Raw genomic sequence first — 20926 nt, forward strand, 5'->3', positions numbered from 1 at the left:
GCGTCCGGGCCCGGCGTCCCGGGGCGGTCTCAGCTGGTCTTCAGCAGCGACCAGCTCTGGTAGGGCTTGCCGTTCGGCTGCTGCAGCTCCAACAGCCAACCACCGTAGTACCAGCGGTCGCTGAGCCCGAGCACCAGCGATCCGCCGTTCGCCGTGACGGTGAACCCGCCGTCCTTGGCGGCGAGCTGCCACTGCTGCGCGGCGTTGCCGGAGCAGGGCTGCTGCGCGACGTACTGGCCGGCGACGGGCGTGCCGCCGAGCTGGAGGCACTTGCCGGAGCGCGCGGACTTGATCCGCACGGCGCCGTTGCCGGCGTCCTCGAACTGCCACTTCTGGTTGGCGTAGCCGGTGCGCTGGTAGGCGATGGCGACGGTGCCGTCGTTCATCGAGCTGCCCCACAGGTCGGCGGCCTGGCCGGTGAGGCCGTTGACCATCGTGTAGTTGGCGCCGGGCTGCGGGCGGCCCGCGTCGGCCAGGGTGCGGAAGGTCGCGGCCCGGCCGGGCTTGCCGACGGTGCCGGCGGCGTCGCGGGCGGCGATCGCCACGGTGTACGAGGTGTCGGGCGCGAGGCGGACGACGCCGACCAGGGTGGCCTTGACGGTGCCGATGGCCTGGCCGTTCAGCAGGACGTCGTAGCCCGCGGCGGAGTTGACCGCCGGCCAGCTCAGCACGACGGAGTTCTGGGTGATCTGACTGGTCGTCACGTCAGGGCCCGCCGTCCCCGAGGTCGGGGTGGCGGTCGGCGACGGGGTGCCGGTCGGCGTGGCGGTGGGGCTGCCGGTCGGCGTCGGGGTCGGCGAGGCCGTGCGGGTGGGCGTTGCCGTCGCGGTCGGCGAGGGCGTGCCGGTCGGCGACTTGGTCGGCGTCGGGGTCGCGGTCGGCGTCGGGGTCGGGTTGGGCCCGGTGCCGTTGCCGGCGATCAGGAAGCGGTTGTTGGCGACGTTCCAGTGCGTGGCCAGGTAACTGCCCGGCTCGGGCGAGGTGTTGTAGTAGTCGTCGTGGCGGCAGTCCAGCCGGTCGTCGTGCGAGCGGTCCGGGCAGACGGTCCGCATCTGCGGGTAGTTGGGCGCGTCCGAGTAGCACATGATGTCCCACTCGTCGACGCAGTGGCCGGCCTTGCTCGAGTTGGGCGCGCTGTTGTTCACCGCGCCGAGGTTGTGGCCGAGTTCGTGCGCCGCGGTGCTCCCGCCCCAGCAGCCGGAGTCGGTGCGGCCGTAGGAGGGGCCGAAGTTGCTGATGTTGTCCTGGCCGGGGCGCTCGTCACCGGCGAAGGTGCCGATGCCGCAGTACACCTTGGCGTCGGTGAACATCATGTACTTGCGGTCCTTGCGGTTGTACCCCTGCGCGGCCAGCGCGCGGTTGCTCGCGTTGAAGTCCTGGATCTCGGAGTCGGAGATCTGGACGTTCAGGACCGAGGCGGTGCAGTCGGACTCGGTGACGAAGCGCACGTGGCGCACGCCGCCGGTCTCCTGGGCGCTGGCGTTGTAGATGGTGTCCACGTCCGCCGCCCACTTCTTGAACGAGGGCAGGTACTGGGCGAACCGGTCGTTCCCGGGGGTGTGCACGTACACCGCCTGGACGCGGTTGCCGCTGCTGCCGTCACCCTCGCAGACCAGGCCCGACCCGGCGGGCGCGGCCGCGCCCTGGGGGGAGGAGGAGGGGCCGGCCGCCGCGCCGGGCTCGCTGAGCAGCGTCTTCCCGGCGGCGTCGATGACGGGCGCGCCGCCCTTCAGCAGGTCGGCCGCGGCCGGCGCCTGGGCGTTGGCGGTGGGGGTGAGCGCGGGCGCCTGGGCGGCGGCCGCGACCGGCGGGACGTCCTTGCGGATGTCGACGTCCTTCGGCGGCACGTCCGGGCCGTGGCTGCACTGGCTGTTGTCGCCGGCGACCTCCAGGGTTCCGGCGCAGCGGTCGCTGCTGGGCAGGCTCAGACCCGTGTAGACCAGACCGCGGTCGGGCTGGTCCTTGGGTATCTCCTTGATCGGAGTGGCCTTCTGGTCGTGCTTGGGCGTGGGCGGGCGGGTGCCGCCCTCGGCCGTGCCGGTCTCGCCCGGGCGGCTGCCGTCGGCGGAGACCTCGCCGGCCTGATCCGCCCCCGCGCGGTCGGCCGATCCGCTCGCCGCGGTGACCGAGCTGCTCATACCGGCCGGCTCCAGCGCGCTGCGGATGCCGAGCGTCCCCACGACCAGTCCGGCCGCCACTGCCACGGCGACCAGGGTGCTCTTGCGGGTGAGCCGCCGACGTCGGCGCCGGCGAAGCTCCGTGCTCCGGTGTCCCATCGCGTTCCTTTCCTCGTGCGACGGTCCGGGCCCCCCGTGGTGACGGGGGCTCGGACCTTCCGACACTCCGGAGAGCGGATGGGACGGGTGGGGATAACAGAAACCTTTTTCGAAATTTCCGGACCGGTGTGCGAGGAGGCTCGACCGGGTAGAGAAAAGGGCCGCCGGGACGGCCGCGGGAACGGGCCCGGACGCGACGGTGCCGGGGAGCGCGCCCCTCCGCGGGCACTCCCCGGCACGGGGTGGCGACGGGCGCCCGCCCGGGGCGCCCGCGCGGGCGACTCCCCCACCGGACGGCCCGGCTGACGGTCCCGCAGGAACGCCCCGCCGGCCCGGCGACGGGCGGCTCCTTCCGGCCCGAACCAAGCCCGAACCAAGCCCGGACCGAGCCCCGCACGCGCCCGGACCGAGCCCCGGCCAACCGGGCTCCCGGGCCCGGCTCAGGCCGCCGCGTACGCCGGTTCCGACCGCGCGGCCCCCGACCGCACCACCGCGTCCCGCCCGCCCGCGCAGCCGCCGTGGATCCGGCGCAGCCCGTCGGCCAGCACCGCGCCGTCCCCGGCGAGCCACAGCCGCAGCGCGGCGGAGAGCGCCGCACTGGCCGGGCTCGCCGCCGGGCCCGCCGTGCGCGCGATCCGCTCGCCCAGCAGCGGCAGCAGGTCCGCGACCGGGGAGGGCAGCCAGAGGGTCACGGCGCAGGGGGCGGGTCTGGCCAGGACCCGCCGCAGCGGGAGGACGGAGGCGTCGTCGTGCAGCGCCGGGATGACCTCCAGCAGGCCGTCCACGGCCACCTCGGAGACGTCCCCGCCGTGGCCGCGGGCGAGCGCCCGCAGCAGCGCGCGCTCGCCGGCGGTGATCCGGACGGTCAGCATGACCTCGTCGCAGTCCATGGTCCCGGTTCCCCTGTCGTGGCAGTGGTGGAAGTCGTGGCGGCCGTGGCGGTGGTGGCCGTCAGGACCGTCGTGGTGCGTGCGTGCCGTCCGGTCTCCTGCCCGTCAACGGGCTTGCGATACCGGCGTTATCAGGCCGTAGTGGCCGTCGTAGCGGCGGTAGAGGACCCGGGTGCGGCCGACACCACCACCGGAGCCGCCGCCGTCACCCGCCGGGGCCGCGGCCTCGGCCTCGGCGTACGGGACGAACGGGGCGCCGGTGAGCCAGAGCCGCCGGGCCGCCTCGGCGAGGCCGTCCGGCCGGCCGTCGTCGGCGCCGGTGGGCCACGGCTCGACGGCACCGCTCAGCGGGCAGCGCCGGACCAGGCCGTCCCGGCCGGTCGCGGCGTCCGTGAAGAGGTGGAAGCGCCGGTCCAGCGCCAGCAGTTCGCGGGCGGCCTGCTCCGGCGTGCGGCGGGTGAGGACGACGGCCTTGCGCCGGGCGATCCGCCGCTCGGCGAGCGGACGGGCGGCGTACTGCGGGCGGTAGACGCTCTCGTGGACGGCGGCGAACCCGATGTCGCCCTGCTCGCGCATTCGGGCGGCGCGGCCGGCGAGGGTGCCCAGGGCGAGGTCGACGGCCTCCCGGGCCGCGCGGGTGGCGAGCTGCACCCGGACCGGTCCGGCACCGTCCAGGTCGACGTCGGCCTGGGCGAGCACGGGCCGGGTCACCGACGGATGCAGGGCCCGGGTGAGCCGGATGCGCAGCAGCCGGGTGCCGGGGCCGAGCGCGGCCGCCGTCTCCAGCGCCTGCGCCCGCGCGTACTCGGCGTCCTCGTGCGGGAGCTCGCCGCGGATCTCCACCCGGACGTCGAGTGCGGACGGGTGGCGCAGACGGGTCATCAGGTTCCTCCTTCTCCGCCACCATGCTGGCCTCCGCACGGCCGGGCGGCGAGGGTCCAAAGACCCTGCCCGCCGGGTCCGCTACGGGACTTCCGGACGGATCCGTCGTCGCAGGTCAGCGCCGTCCCGGGGGGCGGTCCGGGGTGGTCCGGGCGCTGGCCCGTTGGAGTGATCCGCCCGCGTTCGGCGCAACGCCCGTCCAACCCGGCGCGTTTCCCATGGCGTGCGCCCTCTGGCGAAGGTGCGCGCGGGGGTCCCGCGCTGGCCGGCCCCCGCCTCCCGGCCGGCTGCCGGTGCCCCTCCCGGCACCGGTCGCACCGGCCCCTCTGGTGAGAGGTGATGTCATGACCCTGATGACCGAGACCCGGAAACCGGTCGTCCCCCCGAGAGCCGCGCCGCCCTCGCCCGGACCGGCCCGCACGGCCGTCCCCCCGCTCGCCCCGGGCGCCGTCCCCGGGCTCGGCCACGCCGGCGCGCTGCTGCGCGATCCGCTGGGCTTCCTCGGCTCGCTCGCCCGCCACGGCGGGGTCGTCCGCGTCCGTCTCGGGCCGCGCACCGTCTGCGTGGTCACCGACGCCCGGCTGGTCCACACCCTGCTCGTCGCGCTCGCCCACGACTGCCCGCGCGGCGCCGTCCAGGACACCCTCAGGACGGCCTTCGGCGACGGCCTGCTGATGTCCGAGGGCCAGGCCCACCGCGACCGGCGCCGGGTCCTGCAGCCCGCGTTCGGGCCGGACCGGATGGCCGAGTACCTCGCCGTGATGCACCAGGTCACCGAGGAGCGGGCCGGCCGCTGGCGCAGCGGGCAGGTCCTCGACGTGGCGAAGGAGATGAACCACCTCGCCCTCGAGATCGTCACCCGCTCGCTGTTCGACGCCCGGCTCAGCGAGGACGCCACCCAGGCCTTCCACCGGGCGCTTCCGGACCTGGTGAAGGGCCAGATCGTCCAGTCGCTCTACCCGCACCCGGCCCTCGCCCGACTGCCGCTTCCGGTCAACCGGCGCTTCGACGCCGCGGTCCGGGTGCTCAACCGGGTCGTCGACCAGGCCGTCCACGGGACGGAACGCGGCGAGCGGCCGGCCGCGGGCCACGGCGCCACCCTGCCCGCGCTGCTGCGCGCCGCCACCGACCCGGCCACCGGGCGCCCGCTCACCGAGGCGGACGTCCGCTCCGAGGCGATCACCATGTTCGGCGCCGGCACCGAGACCGTCTCCACCACGCTGACCTGGCTGCTCGACGAACTCCTGCGCCACCCCGAGGTGGAGACCCGGCTGCTGGCCGAACTCGACCGGCACCTGCCCGCCGGCACCGTGCCCACCCCGGAGGCGCTCGGCCGGCTCGCCTACACCCGCAGCGTCACCCAGGAGGTGGTGCGGCTGCACGCCCCCAACGCCTTCCTCATGCGCACCGCGCGGGTGCCGGTGGAGCTCGGACCGTACCGGATCCCGGCCGGCACCGAGCTGCTGTACAGCCTCACCGCCCTGCACCGCGACCCGCACCTCCACCCGGACCCGCTGCGGTTCCGCCCGGAGCGCTGGCAGGACGGCGGCGGCGCCGGGCGGCCGTCCTTCCTGCCGTTCGGGGCGGGCAAGCACAAGTGCATCGGGGAGGCCTTCGCCTGGGCCGAGCTGACCGTCGCGGCGGCCGCGATCCTGCGCCGGTGGCGGCCGCTGGCCCTGCCCGGGGCTCGGGCCCGCGAGGTGGTCTGGACGACGGTGCAGGCCCAGGGGCTGCGGGTCCGGCTGGTCCCGCGCGGCCCCGGGGGCCCGCGTCCGGACGGGGCGGCCGACGCCGGGGCGGACGCGCTGGCGACCCGACCGGCGGGCGGCGCCCGGCCGGTGGACCGGTGCCCGGTCACCGCGCCCCCGCCGCCACCCCCGTCACCACGCACCCCGGCCACCGCAGCCGCCCCGGCGCCCGTGCCCGTGCCCGTGCCCGTGCCCGCCTCGCCCCTGCGGCACCGAGCCCCGCGCCGCCCCGGCGAACTGCACACCGCCGGGCTCCGGCACGCGGACTGGGTGCTCGAGCGGGGCCTGCTCACCCCGGCCGAACTGCCCCGCTACCGCGCCTACGCCCTGCACCGGCTGATCGGCCACGCCTTCCCGCGCACCCGCGGCGACGACCTCGACCTGTTGGTGGACGTCCTGGGCTGGTTCACGATCCTCGACGACCGCTTCGACGGCCGGCCCGGGCGCCGACCCGCCGAGGCCCGCGCCCTCGTCGATCCGCTGACCGCCGTGCTGCACGGCACCCCCGGCCCCGCGGAGCACCGCCCGCAGGCCGTCGGCCGGACCGGTCCGGAGCCCGACGGGGACGACCGGCTGCTCGGCGCCTGGCGGGACCTGTGGGACCGCCAGACCCGCGGAATGTCCCCCGCCTGGCGCGCCCGGGCCGCGCTGGAGTGGCAGACCTGCCTGGAGACGTTCCCCGCCGAGGCCGGGCACCGCTCCCGCGGCACCGTCCCCGCCCTCGGCCTGCCCGAGACGATGCGCCTGCGCCGCCACGGCAGCTGCCTCTACCCGTTCATGAACATACTGGAACGGGTCCACGGCGCCGACGCCCCCGCCGCACTCCACGCGGACCCGGCGCTGCACCGGCTGCGCGCCAACACCGCCGACGCCGCCACGCTGATCAACGACCTCTACTCGCTGGAGCGGGAGGAGCGCCAGAGCGCGGCCGCCTTCAACACCGTGCTCACCGTGCAGCGGGCCCGCGGCTGCACCCGTGGCCGGGCCGTCGGCGCCGTCCGGGCCCGGATCGCCCGGTTGCGGAGGCAGAGCGACGCGCTGCGCGCCGAGCTGGGCCGCCGCCACCCGGCGGGGCGCTGGTACCTGGACGGCACCCGCGAGCTGGTCGAGGGCGCCCAGGCGTGGACCAGCACCAGCGACCGCTACCTGGTGGCGGAGGACGCGGGCCACTGAGGCGCACGCCCGGCGGCCGCGCAGCGGCGGTCGATCACCGGCCGTCGATCACCGGCCATCGCTCAGTGGCGGTCGCCGAGCGCGAACAGCAGCAGGACGAAGCCCGCGAACAGGTGCGTGGCGAAGATGTAGATGCCGGCCCGGATCAGCATGGCCCGGCGCCTGTTCCGCTCCTCGCTGGTGCCGTCGCCCGGCCGGGCGGCGGTGCCGTCGCTGCTGTCGCTCATGGGCGGGGTTCTCCTCGGGTCGGCCGGCCGGTGGGCGCGGGCTCAGCGGGTCGGCCGGCCGCCGGCGGCGCGCAGCTCGGTGAGCAGCGCGCCCTGGTCGGTGATCAGCTCGGTCAGGATCCGTCGTGCGGCGCGCAGCAGGTCGGCCACGTCCGGGGTGCTGAGCGCGTACACCACGGTGTTGCCCTCGCGGGTGGCCACGACCAGCTGGGTGCGACGCAGCACCGCGAGCTGCTGGGAGAGGTTCGACGGTTCGACCTCGATCTCGGCCAGCAGCTCGCGGACGGGGCGGGGCCCGTCCTGGAGCAGTTCCAGCACCCGGATGCGGACCGGGTGGCCGAGGGTGCGGAAGAACTCCGCCTTGGCCTGGTACAGCGGGACCGGCATCGTCCGCGTCTCTCCCCTCGGGTGCGGCTGGGTGGGCGTCCGGCCGGGCGTCCGCACCGCGGCCGGCAAGCATCATCGCGACGGATGAAGATTTCTTCAAGTCGTCACAGTGATCGCGAACGGGCGGCACCCTGCGGCCGAGGAGCCCGCCGGCGTGCCGTCGCCCCACCGCCAGGGCGCGCCCGGCGGAGCCCGCCGGGCGCACGACGCCGCGCGGAAACACCGGAAGCCGAGCCCGGGACGCTGCCAACTCCCGGACTCGGCCGTCATGGTGACGTCCCGTCAGCAGACTACAGGTACATCCACCGTGACCGGGGCCGGACCCCGCCAGATCGCTTCCACACCGAAGGTCGCGTGGACGGTGGAGCCGCACGGGGCCGTGGCGGCGATGCCGTCGACCCGCAGGGCGCCGCCCGTGAACACGGCACGCCCGTGCACCGAACCGAGCTGGGCACCGCCGACGACCTCGGCCGACAGGGTGGTCAGCAGCTCCTGCGGCTTCGGCGGCCACGGAGTGTCCGGGGTGGGCGGACCGGCCAGGCCGATCTTCCCGTAGATCACGACGCCGTCGCCGGTGACGTCGGCGCAGACCTTGGTGGACAGCCCGGCCTGCAGGCCGCTGTAGCCGCAGGTGGTGACCGTGGCGGTGTCGGTGGCCGCGGCGGCCGGTGCGGCGAGCGCCGGGACGGGCGCGCCGAGCAGGGCGACGGCACCGGCCGCGCCCACCGCGATCCGGGTGATGCGGTTCATGGGCTCCTCCTTCGGAGGGTGTGAGGAAACGGATCAGAACAGGTGATGTGGCACATGTGACATTTCACAGCTGCCAGAAGGAAACTTTGCCATGCGATTCCTTTGCCATGACTCGCTTTGACCCTTGGAAGTACCGAGCGGACTCAAATCCGACCTTCGATGGCGCAATCACGCCCCGGGCCCACCCGGGGCCCTCCGCCCCGGTTCACCCGGCTCAGGACAGGGCTCGCCCGGCTCAGGACAGCGAGGCGCGCAGGTCGTCGATCCGGGCCACGGCCGCCGCGAAGGCGCCGCGGTCGAGACGGCCCGAGCCCAGCGCCGCGGCGAGCGCCTCGGTGGCCTGCTCGGCCTGCTGCGGATCACGCGCCGAGCAGAGGATCAGGTCCATCCCGGCCGCGGCGGCGGCCACCGCGCGGGCCCCGGTGTCCCCGTAGGGGTCGAGGGCGCCGGCCTCCAGGGCATCCGTGACGGTGACGCCCTCGAAGCCCAGGCGCTCGCGCAGCTCGCCCTGCACCACGGTGGGCGACAGCCCCGCCGGGCGGGCCGGGTCGAGCGCCGGATAGACCGCCCAGGAGGCCATCACCAGGCGCACGCCCGCCGCGATGGCCGCCCGGTAGGGCTCCTCGCCGCGGGCGCGCAACTCCTCCAGCGGCACCGGCAGGGTGACCGGGCGCGCGTCGGTGTTCTCCTCCTGCGCGGCCGACCCCAGCCCGGGGAAGTGCTTGGCGGTGGCGGCGACGCCCAGGCCCTGCTGGGCGGCCAGGAACGCGCTGCCCAGCCGGGCGACCACGGACGGGTCCCGCCCGAAGGAGCGCTCGTGGTGGTCGATGAAGTCGTCCGGGGCGCCGGAGACGTCGAGCACGGGGGCGAGGTTGACGTTCAGTCCGGCGTCCGTGAGGGTGGCGGCCGCGCCTGCGCCGGCCTCGGTCGCCGCGTGCAGCGGGTTCGGGGCGGCGCCGACCCGGCGGGCGGAGAGCTCGGGCGCACCGGGCAGCCGGCGCACCCTGCCACCCTCCTGGTCGGTCATCAGCAGCAGCGCCCCCGGAACGCGGGACTCGGCCGCCGCCTGACGCAACTGCCCGACCGCTTGAGCCAGTTGTTCGGGGCTCTGGACGTTCTCGCCGAACAGGATGACCCCGGCCGCCCGGCCCTCCCGAATGGTCCGCAGCACCTCGGGCGGCGGGGTCGGGCCGGCGTAGGAGAGCACGATCCGGCGCCCCGCCAGCTGTCGGTCCCGCTGCTGCGCGTCCGCTCCGGACACCGCCACCGTCCTCTCCGCAGGCGCCCGCCGCGACACCGGGGCCGACCCGGCCGGCACCGGCCCGAGCACGGCCGACAGCACCACCAGCACCGCCCCGAGTCGGACGGTGTACCGGAGCGGGTTCATCACGCCTCCAAGGGGGCGGGGGGTACGGTCCGTCAGCGTACCCAAGCCCGGCCGCCGCGGCGGCCCGCGCCACGCGCGGCCGCGGGCCCCGTCCGGCCCGGCCTCCTGCCGGCCTCCTGCCGGTCGGCGACCGCGCGGGGCGGCGGTACCGGCCGGTCGTCGGCGCGCGGCATCAGGTGGCCAGGCTGGCCACCGGCTCCAGGCCGTAGGTGCGGGCGTAGCCGTTCTCGACGCCCACCAGCAGGTCCACGACCTCGAAGTAGCGTTCCCAGAAAGGGGTTTCGCGCAGTGCGTCGATCAGCAGCCGGTAGGCGTCGTGGTCGTCCGCCTCCCAGACCCAGACGTCGGTGACCCGTGCCGAGTAGAACTCCGTGTCGTAGAAGCGGGAGCGGACGCCGCGGGTACGGGCCTCGATCACCGGGACGACCCGGGTGGTGAAGGCCTCGACGCGTTCGGCCACCGTCATCGCCAGCCACTCGGGCGTGGTCTTGACCAGGATGAACGCGGTGACGGGTGCGGTGCGGTCAGTGGACATCGGTGGCCTCCGGGGCGGCGAGGACGGCGGGCTTGAGGGTCTGTGCGCACCACTGCGCGAATCCGGTGGCCGGGCCCGCCAGCGGCGAGCGCTCGACGCCCGAGTCCAGGCCCTCGTCCTTGGCCCGCTTCATCTCGACGAGGGCCTCGACGAACGCCCCGTCGAGGCCGTAGCCCAGCAGGTCGGACCGCAGCTCCCCGAGCGGCTGGCGCCGGTAGCGGACCGGCCGGCCCAGCTCCTCGGTCATGATGCGGGCCAGGTCGTCGGGCGACAGGTCCTGCGGGCCGAGCACCGGGACGCTTCCGACGCCGCTCCACGAGCGGTCCAGCAGCAGCCCGGCCGCCGTCGCGGCGATGTCGGCGACGGCCACCAGCGGCACCGGGCGGTCCGCGGCGAGGGTGTCGGTGAAGACGCCCTCCGCGCGGATCGAGTCGGCCTCCTCCAGCAGGTTCTCGTAGAAGGACGGGTTGGCCAGGGCGCGGTAGGCCACGCCCGAGCCGGCGATCAGGTCGTCCATGGCCAGGGAGGCGGTGACCAGTCCGGCCCGGGCGGCCAGCGGGGTGCCGCGGCCCAGCGCCGAGACGCCGACGACGTGGCCGACGCCGAGGGCGGCGAACGCCCGGGCGGCCGGGCGGGTGAAGCCGCTGAACCCCGCCTCGGGCGTGACCGAGGCGTCCGGGGGCACCAGCCAGAAGACGGCGTCGGCCCCGGTGAAGGCGCGCTCGACGGTCGCGGGGTCGCCGTGCGAGCCGGTGACCACCTCGACCCGGCCGCGCACGGCCGCGGGGAGCCGGGCGGGATCGCGGACCACGACCCGCAGCTCCTCTCCGTGGGCGGGCGCGGCGTCGACCAGCAGCGACAGCAGTCGCCTGCCGATGTTTCCGGTGGGGGCGGTGATGACGATCATGGAAACCTCTGTGTCCGGATCGGATCTCTGGGGCCCCCTCATCGTGCGGACCGCCACCGCATTGCCACAATGGGAACCTCAGCAAGGAATCATTGCCCGAAACGGAACGATGCCGGTGAGCAGCCCAGTCCCGAACCTCGACGCCAATCTCGCCGTCGCCCTCGACGCCCTGCTGGCCGAGCAGAGCGTCACCCGTGCCGCCGCGCGGCTGCGCACCTCCCCGGCGGCGATGAGCCGCACCCTGGCCCGGCTGCGCCGGGTGCTCCAGGACCCGCTCCTGGTGCGGGCGGGGCAGGCGATGGTGCCCACGCCCCGCGCCGAGGAACTGCGGGACGAGGCCGCCGCGGTGGTCCGGCGGCTGGAGGCACTGCTCGCCCCCGGCGGCGGGATCGACCCCGCCGAGCTGCGGCGCACCTTCACCGTCCAGGCCTCTGACCTGGTCGGCGCGGCGCTGGCGCCCGGTCTGCTCGGCCTGGCCGCGCTGCAGGCGCCGGGCGTCTCGCTGCGGGTGCTGGCCGAGGAGTGGGAGGCCGGGCCGGCCCTGCGCGAGGGCCGGGTCGACCTGGAGGTCGGGGCCATCGACCACGTCGACCCGGAGACCCGGGTCGACGAGCTGGTCACGCTGCGCATGGCGGCCGGCGTCCGGGCCGGACACCCGCTCGCCGAAGGGCCCCTGACGCCCGCCCGGCTGGCCGCGGCCGAGCACGTGGCGGTCAGCCGGCAGGGGCGCTTCACCGGCCCGCTGGACGCGGCCCTGGCCGACCACGGGCTCAGCCGCCGGGTCAGCGCCGTCCTGCCCGGGCACCTGGCGGCGATGACGCTGGCCGCGGCCGGCGACGTGGTCTGCCTGGTACCGACCGCGCTGCCGGGCGAGCCCCCCTCCCCGCTCAGCGACGCGGCGCACGCACTGGGGCTGCGCCTGCTGGAGATCCCGGTACCGCTGCCGCCCCTGTCGATCGGCATGGCCTGGCACCCGCGGCACACCGCCGACGCGGGCCACCGGTGGCTGCGCGGCGCCGTGCGCCGGGTGATCCGGCCGGGCCGCGCCGCGGGGAGGGGCGGGTCCGACGCGTCCTGAGCCGCACGGGCCGCGGCGCGGGCCGCGGGGCCGTCCGCTGCGCACCGTCGCCCACCACCGACCGTCAGGTGCCCGGCCGGGTGACCGGCTCGCGGTCGGCCCCTCGGTTCGCCGTCGCCGTCGCCGTCGCCGTCACCGGCGGGTGAGGCGCCCCAGCACCGCGATCCCCTCCTCGATCTCCCCCGGCGCACCGGCCGCGTAGCCCAGCACCAGCCCCGGCGGGTAGGGCAACCGGGTGTGCCAGGACAACGGGTGCACCTTCACCCCGTGCGCGAGGGCCGCCGCGGCCAGCTCGGTGTCGGAGCCGTGTGCTCCGGGCGGGAGGGTGACCATCAGGTGCAGGCCGGCCGCCGCCCCGTGGAGGGTGGCACCGGGCAGGTGGGTCCGGACGGCCGCGATCATCGCGTCCCGGCGGCGGCGGTGGCGGCGGCGCAACAGCCGCAGGTGGCGCTCGAGTCCGCCGGACTCCATCAGCCGGGCCAGCACCAGTTGCGGCAGCACCGGGTTGCCCAGGTCGGCGAAGCGCTTGGCCTCCAGCACCGCCGCCCGCAGCCGCGGCGGCACCAGCAGCCACCCGGTGCGCAGGGCGGGAGCGAGCAGCTTGGAGACGCTGCCCGCGTAGCAGACCTGCTCGGGAAGCACGGCGCGCAGCGCGGGCAGCGGCGGGCGGTCGTAGCGGTGCTCGGCGTCGTAGTCGTCCTCGATGACCAGGCCGCCCTCACCCGCCCAGCGCTGCAGTTCGCGCCGCCGCTCGCCGCCCAGGACGACGCCGGTCGGGTACTGGTGGGCGGGCGTGAGCAGGACGGCGGGGGCTCCGGTGGCGCGCAGCATGTCGACCCGGACGCCCTCCGCGTCGACCGGGACGGGCGGGGTCGCGTCCAGCCAGTGCGCGAGGTGCTGGCGGGCACCGAGCGAGCCCGGGTCCTCGACGGCGACCTCGGTGACGCCCGTGCGGCCGAGCGCCCGCCCCAGCAGGGCAAGGGCCTGGGCCGTCCCGGCGACGACCAGCACCTCGTCCGGGTCGGCGCGCACGCCCCGGTTGCGGGCCAGCCAGCGGGTGACGGCCAGCCGCAGCTCGGGGGTGCCGCGGACGTCGCCGTAGCCGAGGTCGTGGGCCGCGAGGCCGTCCAGGACGGCGCGCTCGGCGCGCAGCCAGGCCGCGCGGGGGAAGGCGGTGAGGTCGGGGCGGCCGGGGGTGAGGTCGATCCGCGCGGGGGTGCCGCGCAGCAGGTCGAAGACCTCGGCGTCGGGCTCGCCCCGGAAGAGCTCCGGCGCCACGCGGTCGGGCGGGGCGGGCGAGTGCGGGGCGGGCGAATGCGGGGCGGGCGCGGGCGTCACGGGAGCGGGCGTCACGGGAGCGGGCGGCGCCGGGTCCGCGACGACGACCGTGCCGCCCCGGCCCCGGCCGGCGAGCCGGCCCTCCTCCGTCAGCCGCCGGTAGGCATCGGTCACCACCCCGCGGGAGACGCCGAGTTCGGCCGCCAGCACGCGGGTGGCGGGCAGCCTGCCGCCGGCCGGGAGGCGGCCGTCGGCGACGGCCTCGCGGAGCCGGCCGGCCAGCCAGTCGGTGAGGCCGCCGCGCGGGGCGTCGGAGGTGTCCAGCTGGAGGAAGTCGGCACCCGGATCCGCCGTTATGGACCTCTCGGCCCGTGCGTCTTTGGACCTGTTCACCGGGCCATTGTGGCGCGAGGGTGGGGCCATGACCACGGAGACGGCAGGACGGAACGATCAGCGGGACGACGCGGCGACAGCGTACGTCCACGGGTACTCGGACACCGAGGCGCAGCGGCTCGGCGACCAGGCGGACACCCTCGCGGAACTGCTGCACGCGGGCACGGCGTACCCGGCGGGCAGCCGGGTGCTGGAGGCGGGCTGCGGGGTCGGGGCCCAGACGGTGCACCTGCTGGCCGCCAGCCCGGGCGTGCTGCTGACGGCGGCGGACATCTCGGCGGACTCGCTGGCGCAGGCCCGCGTCCGGGTCGCCGCGCAGGCGCCCGCCGCACGGGTCTCCTGGCACCACGGGGACCTGCACCGGCTGCCTTTCGCGGACGGCGCGTTCGACCACGTCTTCCTCTGCTTCGTGCTGGAGCACCTGGCCGATCCGGCCGCCGCACTGACCGCGCTGCGCCGGGTGCTTCGGCCCGGCGGCACGATCACGGTGATCGAGGGCGACCACGGCTCGGCCTTCTTCCACCCGCGGAGCCGGGCGGCCGACGACGCGGTCGAGCTGCTGGTGCGGCTCCAGGCCCGGGCGGGCGGCGACGCCTTGGTGGGGCGCCGCCTGCACCCGCTGCTGGCGGACGCCGGATTCCAGGACGTGACGGTCCGGCCGCGCACGGTCTACGCCGACGGCGCCCGCCCCGCGCTGGTGGAGGGCTTCACCCGGCGCACCTTCGTCCCGATGGTCGGGGCCGTCCGCGCGGAGGCACTGGCGGCCGGGCTGACCACCCCGGAGGCCTTCGACCGGGGTGTCGCCGAGCTCGGCCGCGCCGCCGAGCCGGGCGGGACCTTCCACTACACCTTCTTCAAGGCCGTGGCGGTCAACCCGTAGCGACGCCCGGCGGGTGGAGCGGGGCGCCGCTCCACCCGCCGGTCGGAACGGCAGCGCTGCTCCGCGACCACCGGGAACGTCAGCGCCGCCCCTGGCACGGGCAACCCCGGTGCCGCCCAGCGCCCACGGGAACGTCAGCGCTGCTCCGGGCTGTCGCCGAGGGCGGCCAGCATGGCGCGCATCGCGTCGACGAGGGCGGCCGTCCGGGCCTCGTCGAGGCCCGCGAGCAGCCGGCGCTCGGTGGCCAGGTGGTCGGGCAGCGCGCGGTCGATCAGCGCGTGGCCCTCGGGGGTGAGGCCGACGACGCGGCTGCGGCCGTCCTGGTCGCTCTGGGTCCGGGTGACCAGGCCACGGGCCTCCAGCCGGTCGAGGCGCTGGGTGATCGCGCCGGAGGTGACCATCGCGGACTGCATCAGGCCGGTGGGGGTGAGGCGGTAGGGCGGGCCGCTGCGGCGCAGGGTGGCGAGGACGTCGAAGGAGGCGGCGTCCAGGCCGTGCTCGCCGAAGGTGCGGTTGAGCTCCCCGTCGACGAGCCGGTACAGCCGCTTGAGCCGGCCGAGCACCTCCATCGGGGAGACGTCCAGGTCTGGCCGCTCGGCGGCCCATTGCGCGACTACTCGGTCCACGTGATCTGCCACGGGTTCAGGGTAGGGGATGCCGCCCGAATTCCTTAGCAGTGAGATAACTGTGAGCCATGTCACGCCGGACCGGCCGTCACATGCTTTAGCGCTGAGATATGTTGGCTTAGTGCTAAGGAATCGACTCGGAATCGTGCTGGTGACCGCCATCGCCCCCGCAGTGTGGGGGTCGACCTACCTCGTCACCACCGAACTGCTCCCGCCCGGCCGCCCGCTCCTCGCCGGCGTCCTCCGCGCCCTGCCCGCCGGGCTGCTGCTGATCGCCCTCACCCGCACGCTGCCGAAGGGCAGCTGGTGGTGGCGCTCACTGGTCCTCGGCGCACTGAACATCGGTGCCTTCCTCGCCCTCCTCTTCATCGCCGCCTACCGCCTCCCCGGCGGAGTCGCCGCCACCGTCGGCGCCGTCCAGCCGCTCATCGCCGCCGGGCTCTCCGCCGCACTGCTCGGCGACCGGCTCACCCTGCGCACGGTGCTGTCCGGCATCGCCGGCATCGCGGGCGTCAGCCTGCTCGTCCTGCGGGCGAGCGCCCGGCTCGACGCCGTCGGCGTGGCCGCCGCCCTCGGCGGCGCGGTGGTGATGGCCACCGGTGTCGTCCTCGCCAAGCGCTGGACCTCGCCCGCCCCGCTGCTCGCCACCACCGGCTGGCAGCTCACCGCCGGCGGCCTGCTGCTCGTTCCCGTCGCCCTGGTCGTCGAAGGCGCCCCGCCCTCCCACCTCAGCGCCGCCAACCTGCTCGGCTACGGCTACCTGAGCCTGATCGGCGCGGCCGTCACCTACGCGCTCTGGTTCCGCGGGATCCGCGCCCTGCCACCCACCTCCGTCGCCTTCCTCGGCCTGCTCAGCCCCGTCGTCGCCACCGCGCTCGGCTGGCTGGCGCTCGGCCAGGACCTCTCCCCGCTCCAGGCCCTCGGCGCCGTCGTCGTCCTCGGCTCGCTGCTCGCCGCCCAGACCCAGCGACCGCGACCCGCCGCCACGGCGGCCGCCACCGCACCCGAACCGGCGGCCGCCACCGGCCCGCAGCTCCGGTCGGCCGGCGAGGCGCTCCGCGAGAACGCCTGACCCCTCGCAACACCCGCCTCACCGCACCCGCACCCGCACCCGCACCCGCACCCGCACCACCAACCCGAGGAGATCCCCATGCGCATCACCGTGTTCGGCGCCACCGGCAACGTCGGCCGACGCGTGGTCGCCGAAGCGCTCGCCCGCGGCCACCGGGTCACCGCCGTCCTGCGCGACCCGGCCAAGCCGCACGGCCTCCCGCCGGCCGTCACCCTCGCCGTCGGCGACGCCCGCCGGCCCGAGGACGTCACCCGTCTCGCCGCCGGGCAGGACCTCGTCGTCAGCGCCACCCGTCCGGCCCCCGGCAACGAGCCCGAACTGGCCGCCGCCACCCGCGGCCTGCTGGCCGGACTCGCCGGGTCGGACGTCCGGCTGCTCGTCGTCGGCGGCGCCGGCAGCCTCACCCTCCCCGACGGCACCCCGCTGGCCGACGCGCCCGACTTCCCCGCCGAGATCCTGCCGATCGCCCGCGCCTGCAACGAGCAGCTGGACCTCTACCGGGCGGACACCGTCGTCGACTGGACGTACCTCAGCCCCGCCGCCCTGCTCGAACCGGGCGAGCGCACCGGCCGCTTCCGGCTCGGCCGGGACGAACTGCTCGTCGACGGCGACGGCGCCTCGACGATCTCCATGGAGGACCTCGCCGTCGCCCTGCTCGACGAGGCCGAGCAGCCTGCGCACCGCCGCGCCCGGTTCACCGCCACCTACTGAACCGAGGGCGGGCCGCAGGTCCGGGGTGTACCCAGCACCACCCCGGACACGGACGCGGGCATGATCGACCGTCACGAGGCGCTCGGACAGGATCGACTCCGTGAACACCACGCCGAGCATCACGCCTGACAACGCCCAGCACAGCACCCGGACCAGCGCCAGGGCCGGCGCCGAGGCGACCGCCCCCGCACCGCGGGCGGTCGCCTCCCGCGTCCGCCGCGCCGCGGTGACCGTCGCCGCCGCCACCGCCGTGCTCACCGGCCTCGCCCTGCCGGCCGGCGCGGCCCCGACCGGCAACCCCGGCGACTCCGACCCGGCACCCGCCCGCTACACCCGGCAGACGCTCGCCTGGGCACCCTGCGCGCAGCAACCCGCCCTGGAGTGCGCCACCATGGCCGCCCCGCGCGACTGGCACCACCCCGGCACCGGGGCCGACCTCACCATCGCCGTCTCCCGGCACCGCGCCACCGACCCGGCCGCGCGGAAGGGCACCCTGCTGATGGCCGCCGGCGGCCCCGGCGGCTCGGGCCTGCTGCGCCCGGCCGACCTCGCCACCGCCGCACCCGCCGTCGGCGCCGCCTACGACATCGTGGGCTTCGACCAGCGGGGCGTCGGCGCGAGCACCCGCGCGGCGTGCCAGACCCCGCAGGAGTTCCAGGACTTCCTGGCCGGCGACTACCGGGACCAGTCCCCCGCCGCGATCGACCGCGTCATCGCCAACTCCCGTAAGCTGGCCGCCGGTTGCCAGGAGCGCAGCGGCGACCTGCTGCCCTACCTGAACACCGGGCAGACCGCCCACGACATCGACCTCTTCCGCTCCCTGCTCGGCGAACGGAAGATCAGCTACTACGGCCCGTCCTACGCCTCGATGATCGGCGCCTACTACGGGACGCTCTTCCCGCGCCGCGTCGAACGGATGGTCCTGGACAGCAACATCGGCTTCGACGGCAGCTGGGAGACCTTCGAGCTGGGCCAGCCGATGAGCTTCCAGCGCCGCTTCGACGAGGACTTCGTGCCCTGGCTCGCGGCCCGCGACGCCACCTACCACTGGGGTTCCACGCCCGAGCAGGTGCAGGCGCACTGGGAGCAGCGGCGCGCCGCGCTGCACGACCGGCCGATCGTCGACGGGCCGTTGACGATCGGTCCGAACCAGCTCGACAACGGCGCGATCAGCGCGATCTACCGGGCCGACTTCTTCCCGCTGCTCGCGCAGGCACTGACCGCCGTCGACGACTGGCAGACCGCCGACCCGACGGCCAAGGCGATGGCCCGGAAGGCCTTCGGCCAGTACCTCAGCCCGGAGTTCCTCGCCGAGTACTTCTCGGTGACCTGCTCCGACACCCCGTGGACCAGGGACCTCGACACCTGGGTCGAGCGCGGCGCGCAGAACGCCGCCCGCTGGCCGCTGGCGGGTGCGCGCACCCTCGCCTTCAGCGCCGTCTGCGCGGCCTGGCCGGTCGCGCCCGCCCCCGAGGTCACCGTCACCGGCGCGCACCTGCCGCCGGTGCTGATGCTCAACTCGGTGCACGACCCGGCCACGTACTACGAGGCCGCGGTCGGCGCCCACCGGGCCCTGCGCGGCTCCCGGCTGGTCACCGTCACCGGGAACGGCGACCACGGCCAGTACCCGGGCACCAACTCCTGTGTCACGCAGACCGTCGAGCGCTACCTGCTGGACGGCCGCGCCCCGGAGCACGACCTGGTCTGCCCCTCCCCGCAGGCGGGGTGACCGGCCGGCGGCCGCTCGGGCGCGAGCTCACGCCTGAGCCCCGGACCGCAGCCTCGTGCGGAGCCAGGCGCAGGCGGCCGCCAGCCCCGCGAATCCGCCGACGACGAGCTTGATGCCGGCCTTCGCGACCATCCAGCCGATCCACGGGACCCCGAAGCCCAACCAGTGGAACACGGCCAGCAGCACGGCCGCACCGCACACAGCGGCCAGCACCGTGGTGACCACGGCGGCGGTCCGCGAGAGCTCCCGCGGACCGTCGTCGGGGCCGCCCGTCGGGTCGGGCGTCAACTCGGCCGCCCGGTCGGCGAGTCCGTCCGCCGGACCGTGCGGCTTCTCCATCGGAACGCCCACCGGGCCACCGGTCCGGCCGGCCGTCCTGTCGTTCGTGTCCCCATCACCCATGCGGGCGATCCTACTCAGCGGCCTCAGCGGCGGCCGTGATGGGTGTCGCCGAGGTGCTCGCCGGTCTCGTCGTCGGGAAAGCTGACGGCCAGGGTCACCCGGTACTCGTACACGTCGTCCCGGTGCCCGGGCACCCGCGCCCAGGCGAGCGAGTGCACCTCCGCCTCGGGGGCCTGCCGGCACCAGGAGGCGGCCTCCTCCAGCGCCCGGGCCGCCGAGCGGCCCGTGCAGACCACGGCGGTGTACGCGGCGACGGCGACGTCCCCGCCGCCGCGGCCGACCCTCGACACCGCCCGCACCGCGGCGGCGGCCTGGGTCAGGTCGCGGGCCAGGTCGTCGACCACCCGGCGGGGCGCGGGCAGGACGAGCGTGCCGTCGGCGGCGACGGTCTCCGGCAGGTTCGCGCTCACGGTCTGGGCCTCCATCCGCATCGTCACGGGGCACAGCATGCCGGGCGGTGATTCCTGGCATGCCCACTTTCACCAGAACGTCACCCGTCCAGGGCGGAGTTGGGGCCGCCCCCTGGCGTCCGGGCGCCCGTCCTGCTAAGGCACGCCGATCGGGGCGCCAGGCATCGGCGCAGGTCAGCGCGGTCGCCGGCGGGCGCCGCCGGGGAGCCCGGAACGACGCGCACGTACCACCCCCGTGCCCCGGACCGCCCGTCCGGCCCCCTCCGCGCGCGGCCCTCCGTCGTTACGCTCCCGGTCAACTCCCGTTACGGAAACCGGAGATCCCGCCGACCTCCAGCCCGTAGCATCCCTGCCTGTACCGCCTCCGCGAGCCGATCGGGCCCGACGGACAGGACTTTGGGGGAATCGCATGCACCGCAACTCGGTTATCCGGTACGGCCGTCGGCTCGCCTGGGTGCCGGCCGCCGCACTCACGGCCGCCGTCCTGACCGGCTGCTCGTCGTCCTCCCCGAAGAACGACTCCGCCGCCCCGCCCGCGACGACCGCCGCCACCGCGCCCGCCACCGGCGCCACCGAGCCCGCCACCACCGCGGGCACCCCGCCGACCGGTGCGCCCGCCGCGACCGGCGCGCCCACCGCGGCCACGCCCCCGACCGGCGCGCCCACCGCGGCACCCGCCGGGAAGCGCCCCGCCGACGCCTGCACCCTGCTGACCTCCCCGCAGGTCGTGCAGGCCATCGGCACGACCGGCCCCTTCACCGGCACCCACCCCGACCCGGGCACCGACGGCACCCGCCCCTGGGGGTGCACCTGGGGCTCCCGCGAGTCCTACGCCGCCGTCCGCGAGGTCCCGCCGTCCACCCTCGCCACCGTGCAGGCCGACCCCGACCTGACCGTCACCCCGATCAACGGCGCGGGCCGCCAGGCCGTCCTCGCGACCCGCAAGGGCGGCGGCCACCCGGTCGTCTACCTCCAGGCGGACGGGCACGTCTACTCCGTCGAGGCCGTCAAGAGCCGCGCCCCCGGCGACGAGGCGAACGCCCCGGCCGAGGTCGTCGCGGAGACCGTGCTCGCCGGGGTCCTGGCCACCAGGCTGGCCTCCTGACCCGCACTGACCTGCGGCGTCGGCCCGGCCGCCGCAACCCGCAGGCCGTCCGGCGGCCTCTCCGCCGTCAGATCGTCGTG

20 protein-coding genes are annotated in these 20926 nt (G+C 76.1%); 7 read left to right on the top strand and 13 right to left on the bottom strand.

The features are described 5' to 3' along the window. Positions 1-29: 29 nt before the first annotated feature. The 3 genes from ACIA8Q_RS02075 to ACIA8Q_RS02085 all read right to left on the bottom strand — a co-directional run bounded on the left by ACIA8Q_RS02075 (position 30) and on the right by ACIA8Q_RS02085 (position 4048). The gene (locus ACIA8Q_RS02075) at positions 30-2276 is read right to left on the bottom strand and encodes an RICIN domain-containing protein (protein ID WP_360220599.1); all 2247 of its coding nucleotides are present in this window, start codon (positions 2274-2276) and stop codon (positions 30-32) included. A gap of 440 nt (positions 2277-2716) precedes the next feature. Beyond that, positions 2717-3166: a hypothetical protein gene (locus ACIA8Q_RS02080; RefSeq protein WP_360220602.1), complete on the bottom strand. Its 450-nt coding sequence runs from the start codon at positions 3164-3166 to the stop codon at positions 2717-2719. Positions 3167-3271: 105 nt separating this feature from the next. Then, a complete protein-coding gene (locus ACIA8Q_RS02085) occupies positions 3272-4048 on the bottom strand; it encodes a sigma 54 modulation/S30EA ribosomal C-terminal domain-containing protein (RefSeq protein ID WP_360220605.1) in 777 nt (258 codons plus the stop codon). Positions 4049-4392: 344 nt separating this feature from the next. Between ACIA8Q_RS02085 and ACIA8Q_RS02090 the strand changes: the two genes are divergently transcribed. Beyond that, a complete protein-coding gene (locus tag ACIA8Q_RS02090) occupies positions 4393-6969 on the top strand; it encodes a cytochrome P450 (RefSeq protein ID WP_360220608.1) in 2577 nt (858 codons plus the stop codon). 62 nt (positions 6970-7031) lie between these two features. Here the strand turns inward: ACIA8Q_RS02090 and ACIA8Q_RS02095 are convergent, their stop codons facing one another. From ACIA8Q_RS02095 to ACIA8Q_RS02120, 6 genes are all read right to left on the bottom strand, one after another. Beyond that, positions 7032-7196, bottom strand: coding sequence for a DUF6126 family protein (locus tag ACIA8Q_RS02095; RefSeq protein ID WP_360220611.1), 165 nt, complete (start codon positions 7194-7196; stop codon positions 7032-7034). A 42-nt stretch (positions 7197-7238) separates the two neighbouring features. Next, positions 7239-7583 (bottom strand): metalloregulator ArsR/SmtB family transcription factor, encoded by a 345-nt coding sequence (locus tag ACIA8Q_RS02100; RefSeq protein WP_360220614.1) that lies wholly within the window; start codon positions 7581-7583, stop codon positions 7239-7241. 282 nt (positions 7584-7865) lie between these two features. Continuing rightward, a complete protein-coding gene (locus ACIA8Q_RS02105) occupies positions 7866-8333 on the bottom strand; it encodes a hypothetical protein (protein ID WP_396316604.1) in 468 nt (155 codons plus the stop codon). A gap of 235 nt (positions 8334-8568) precedes the next feature. Next, entirely contained in the window at positions 8569-9720 is a 1152-nt protein-coding gene (locus ACIA8Q_RS02110) for a glycoside hydrolase family 3 N-terminal domain-containing protein (RefSeq protein WP_360220620.1), read from the bottom strand. Between the two features lie 172 nt (positions 9721-9892). Beyond that, positions 9893-10255 (bottom strand): darcynin family protein, encoded by a 363-nt coding sequence (locus tag ACIA8Q_RS02115; protein ID WP_360220623.1) that lies wholly within the window; start codon positions 10253-10255, stop codon positions 9893-9895. After that, entirely contained in the window at positions 10245-11162 is a 918-nt protein-coding gene (locus ACIA8Q_RS02120) for an NAD(P)H-binding protein (protein ID WP_396316605.1), read from the bottom strand. The genes ACIA8Q_RS02115 and ACIA8Q_RS02120 overlap by 11 nt, the downstream gene beginning before the upstream one ends. 109 nt (positions 11163-11271) lie before the next feature. Between ACIA8Q_RS02120 and ACIA8Q_RS02125 the strand changes: the two genes are divergently transcribed. Continuing rightward, the gene (locus ACIA8Q_RS02125; protein WP_396316606.1) at positions 11272-12240 is read left to right on the top strand and encodes a LysR family transcriptional regulator; all 969 of its coding nucleotides are present in this window, start codon (positions 11272-11274) and stop codon (positions 12238-12240) included. Between the two features lie 132 nt (positions 12241-12372). Here ACIA8Q_RS02125 and ACIA8Q_RS02130 read toward each other — a convergent pair whose 3' ends face one another. After that, the gene (locus ACIA8Q_RS02130; RefSeq protein ID WP_396316607.1) at positions 12373-13911 is read right to left on the bottom strand and encodes a PLP-dependent aminotransferase family protein; all 1539 of its coding nucleotides are present in this window, start codon (positions 13909-13911) and stop codon (positions 12373-12375) included. A 28-nt stretch (positions 13912-13939) separates the two neighbouring features. On the opposite strand from ACIA8Q_RS02130, the gene ACIA8Q_RS02135 reads away from it, so the two are divergent. Next, positions 13940-14791 carry a methyltransferase domain-containing protein gene (locus ACIA8Q_RS02135; RefSeq protein ID WP_360220635.1) on the top strand — a complete coding sequence of 284 codons (852 nt, stop codon included), beginning with the start codon at positions 13940-13942 and terminating at the stop codon, positions 14789-14791. Positions 14792-14925: 134 nt separating this feature from the next. Here the strand turns inward: ACIA8Q_RS02135 and ACIA8Q_RS02140 are convergent, their stop codons facing one another. Continuing rightward, positions 14926-15429 (bottom strand): MarR family winged helix-turn-helix transcriptional regulator, encoded by a 504-nt coding sequence (locus tag ACIA8Q_RS02140; protein ID WP_396316608.1) that lies wholly within the window; start codon positions 15427-15429, stop codon positions 14926-14928. Between the two features lie 109 nt (positions 15430-15538). On the opposite strand from ACIA8Q_RS02140, the gene ACIA8Q_RS02145 reads away from it, so the two are divergent. The 3 genes from ACIA8Q_RS02145 (at position 15539) to ACIA8Q_RS02155 (ending at position 18929) form a co-directional block, all read left to right on the top strand. Next, a complete protein-coding gene (locus tag ACIA8Q_RS02145) occupies positions 15539-16489 on the top strand; it encodes an EamA family transporter (RefSeq protein WP_387900073.1) in 951 nt (316 codons plus the stop codon). Between the two features lie 78 nt (positions 16490-16567). After that, positions 16568-17200: an NAD(P)-dependent oxidoreductase gene (locus ACIA8Q_RS02150; protein ID WP_396316609.1), complete on the top strand. Its 633-nt coding sequence runs from the start codon at positions 16568-16570 to the stop codon at positions 17198-17200. 100 nt (positions 17201-17300) lie between these two features. Beyond that, positions 17301-18929, top strand: a complete 1629-nt coding sequence (locus ACIA8Q_RS02155; RefSeq protein WP_396316610.1) for an alpha/beta hydrolase — start codon at positions 17301-17303, stop codon at positions 18927-18929. 27 nt (positions 18930-18956) lie between these two features. On the opposite strand, the gene ACIA8Q_RS02160 is transcribed toward ACIA8Q_RS02155, so the two are convergent. Next, positions 18957-19331, bottom strand: coding sequence for a hypothetical protein (locus tag ACIA8Q_RS02160; RefSeq protein WP_360220650.1), 375 nt, complete (start codon positions 19329-19331; stop codon positions 18957-18959). Positions 19332-19354: 23 nt separating this feature from the next. Further along, positions 19355-19768: a hypothetical protein gene (locus tag ACIA8Q_RS02165; RefSeq protein WP_360220653.1), complete on the bottom strand. Its 414-nt coding sequence runs from the start codon at positions 19766-19768 to the stop codon at positions 19355-19357. A 382-nt stretch (positions 19769-20150) separates the two neighbouring features. Here ACIA8Q_RS02165 and ACIA8Q_RS02170 point away from each other — a divergent pair, with 382 nt between their 5' ends. Continuing rightward, positions 20151-20846 carry a hypothetical protein gene (locus tag ACIA8Q_RS02170; protein ID WP_396316611.1) on the top strand — a complete coding sequence of 232 codons (696 nt, stop codon included), beginning with the start codon at positions 20151-20153 and terminating at the stop codon, positions 20844-20846. Positions 20847-20926: the final 80 nt, after the last annotated feature.

Origin of the sequence: Kitasatospora sp. NPDC051705 (assembly GCF_044453265.1) — a bacterium.
Taxonomy (GTDB): domain Bacteria; phylum Actinomycetota; class Actinomycetes; order Streptomycetales; family Streptomycetaceae; genus Kitasatospora.

Excerpts from the sequence above, each read along its gene's own strand:
- ACIA8Q_RS02075 (WP_360220599.1), bottom strand. The coding sequence starts at position 2,276 with ATGGGACACCGGAGCACGGAGCTTCGCCGGCGCCGACGTCGGCGGCTC.
- ACIA8Q_RS02080 (WP_360220602.1), bottom strand. The coding sequence starts at position 3,166 with ATGGACTGCGACGAGGTCATGCTGACCGTCCGGATCACCGCCGGCGAG.
- ACIA8Q_RS02085 (WP_360220605.1), bottom strand. The coding sequence starts at position 4,048 with ATGACCCGTCTGCGCCACCCGTCCGCACTCGACGTCCGGGTGGAGATC.
- ACIA8Q_RS02090 (WP_360220608.1), top strand. The coding sequence starts at position 4,393 with ATGACCCTGATGACCGAGACCCGGAAACCGGTCGTCCCCCCGAGAGCC.
- ACIA8Q_RS02095 (WP_360220611.1), bottom strand. The coding sequence starts at position 7,196 with ATGAGCGACAGCAGCGACGGCACCGCCGCCCGGCCGGGCGACGGCACC.
- ACIA8Q_RS02100 (WP_360220614.1), bottom strand. The coding sequence starts at position 7,583 with ATGCCGGTCCCGCTGTACCAGGCCAAGGCGGAGTTCTTCCGCACCCTC.
- ACIA8Q_RS02105 (WP_396316604.1), bottom strand. The coding sequence starts at position 8,333 with ATGAACCGCATCACCCGGATCGCGGTGGGCGCGGCCGGTGCCGTCGCC.
- ACIA8Q_RS02110 (WP_360220620.1), bottom strand. The coding sequence starts at position 9,720 with ATGAACCCGCTCCGGTACACCGTCCGACTCGGGGCGGTGCTGGTGGTG.
- ACIA8Q_RS02115 (WP_360220623.1), bottom strand. The coding sequence starts at position 10,255 with ATGTCCACTGACCGCACCGCACCCGTCACCGCGTTCATCCTGGTCAAG.
- ACIA8Q_RS02120 (WP_396316605.1), bottom strand. The coding sequence starts at position 11,162 with ATGATCGTCATCACCGCCCCCACCGGAAACATCGGCAGGCGACTGCTG.
- ACIA8Q_RS02125 (WP_396316606.1), top strand. The coding sequence starts at position 11,272 with ATGCCGGTGAGCAGCCCAGTCCCGAACCTCGACGCCAATCTCGCCGTC.
- ACIA8Q_RS02135 (WP_360220635.1), top strand. The coding sequence starts at position 13,940 with ATGACCACGGAGACGGCAGGACGGAACGATCAGCGGGACGACGCGGCG.
- ACIA8Q_RS02150 (WP_396316609.1), top strand. The coding sequence starts at position 16,568 with ATGCGCATCACCGTGTTCGGCGCCACCGGCAACGTCGGCCGACGCGTG.
- ACIA8Q_RS02160 (WP_360220650.1), bottom strand. The coding sequence starts at position 19,331 with ATGGGTGATGGGGACACGAACGACAGGACGGCCGGCCGGACCGGTGGC.
- ACIA8Q_RS02170 (WP_396316611.1), top strand. The coding sequence starts at position 20,151 with ATGCACCGCAACTCGGTTATCCGGTACGGCCGTCGGCTCGCCTGGGTG.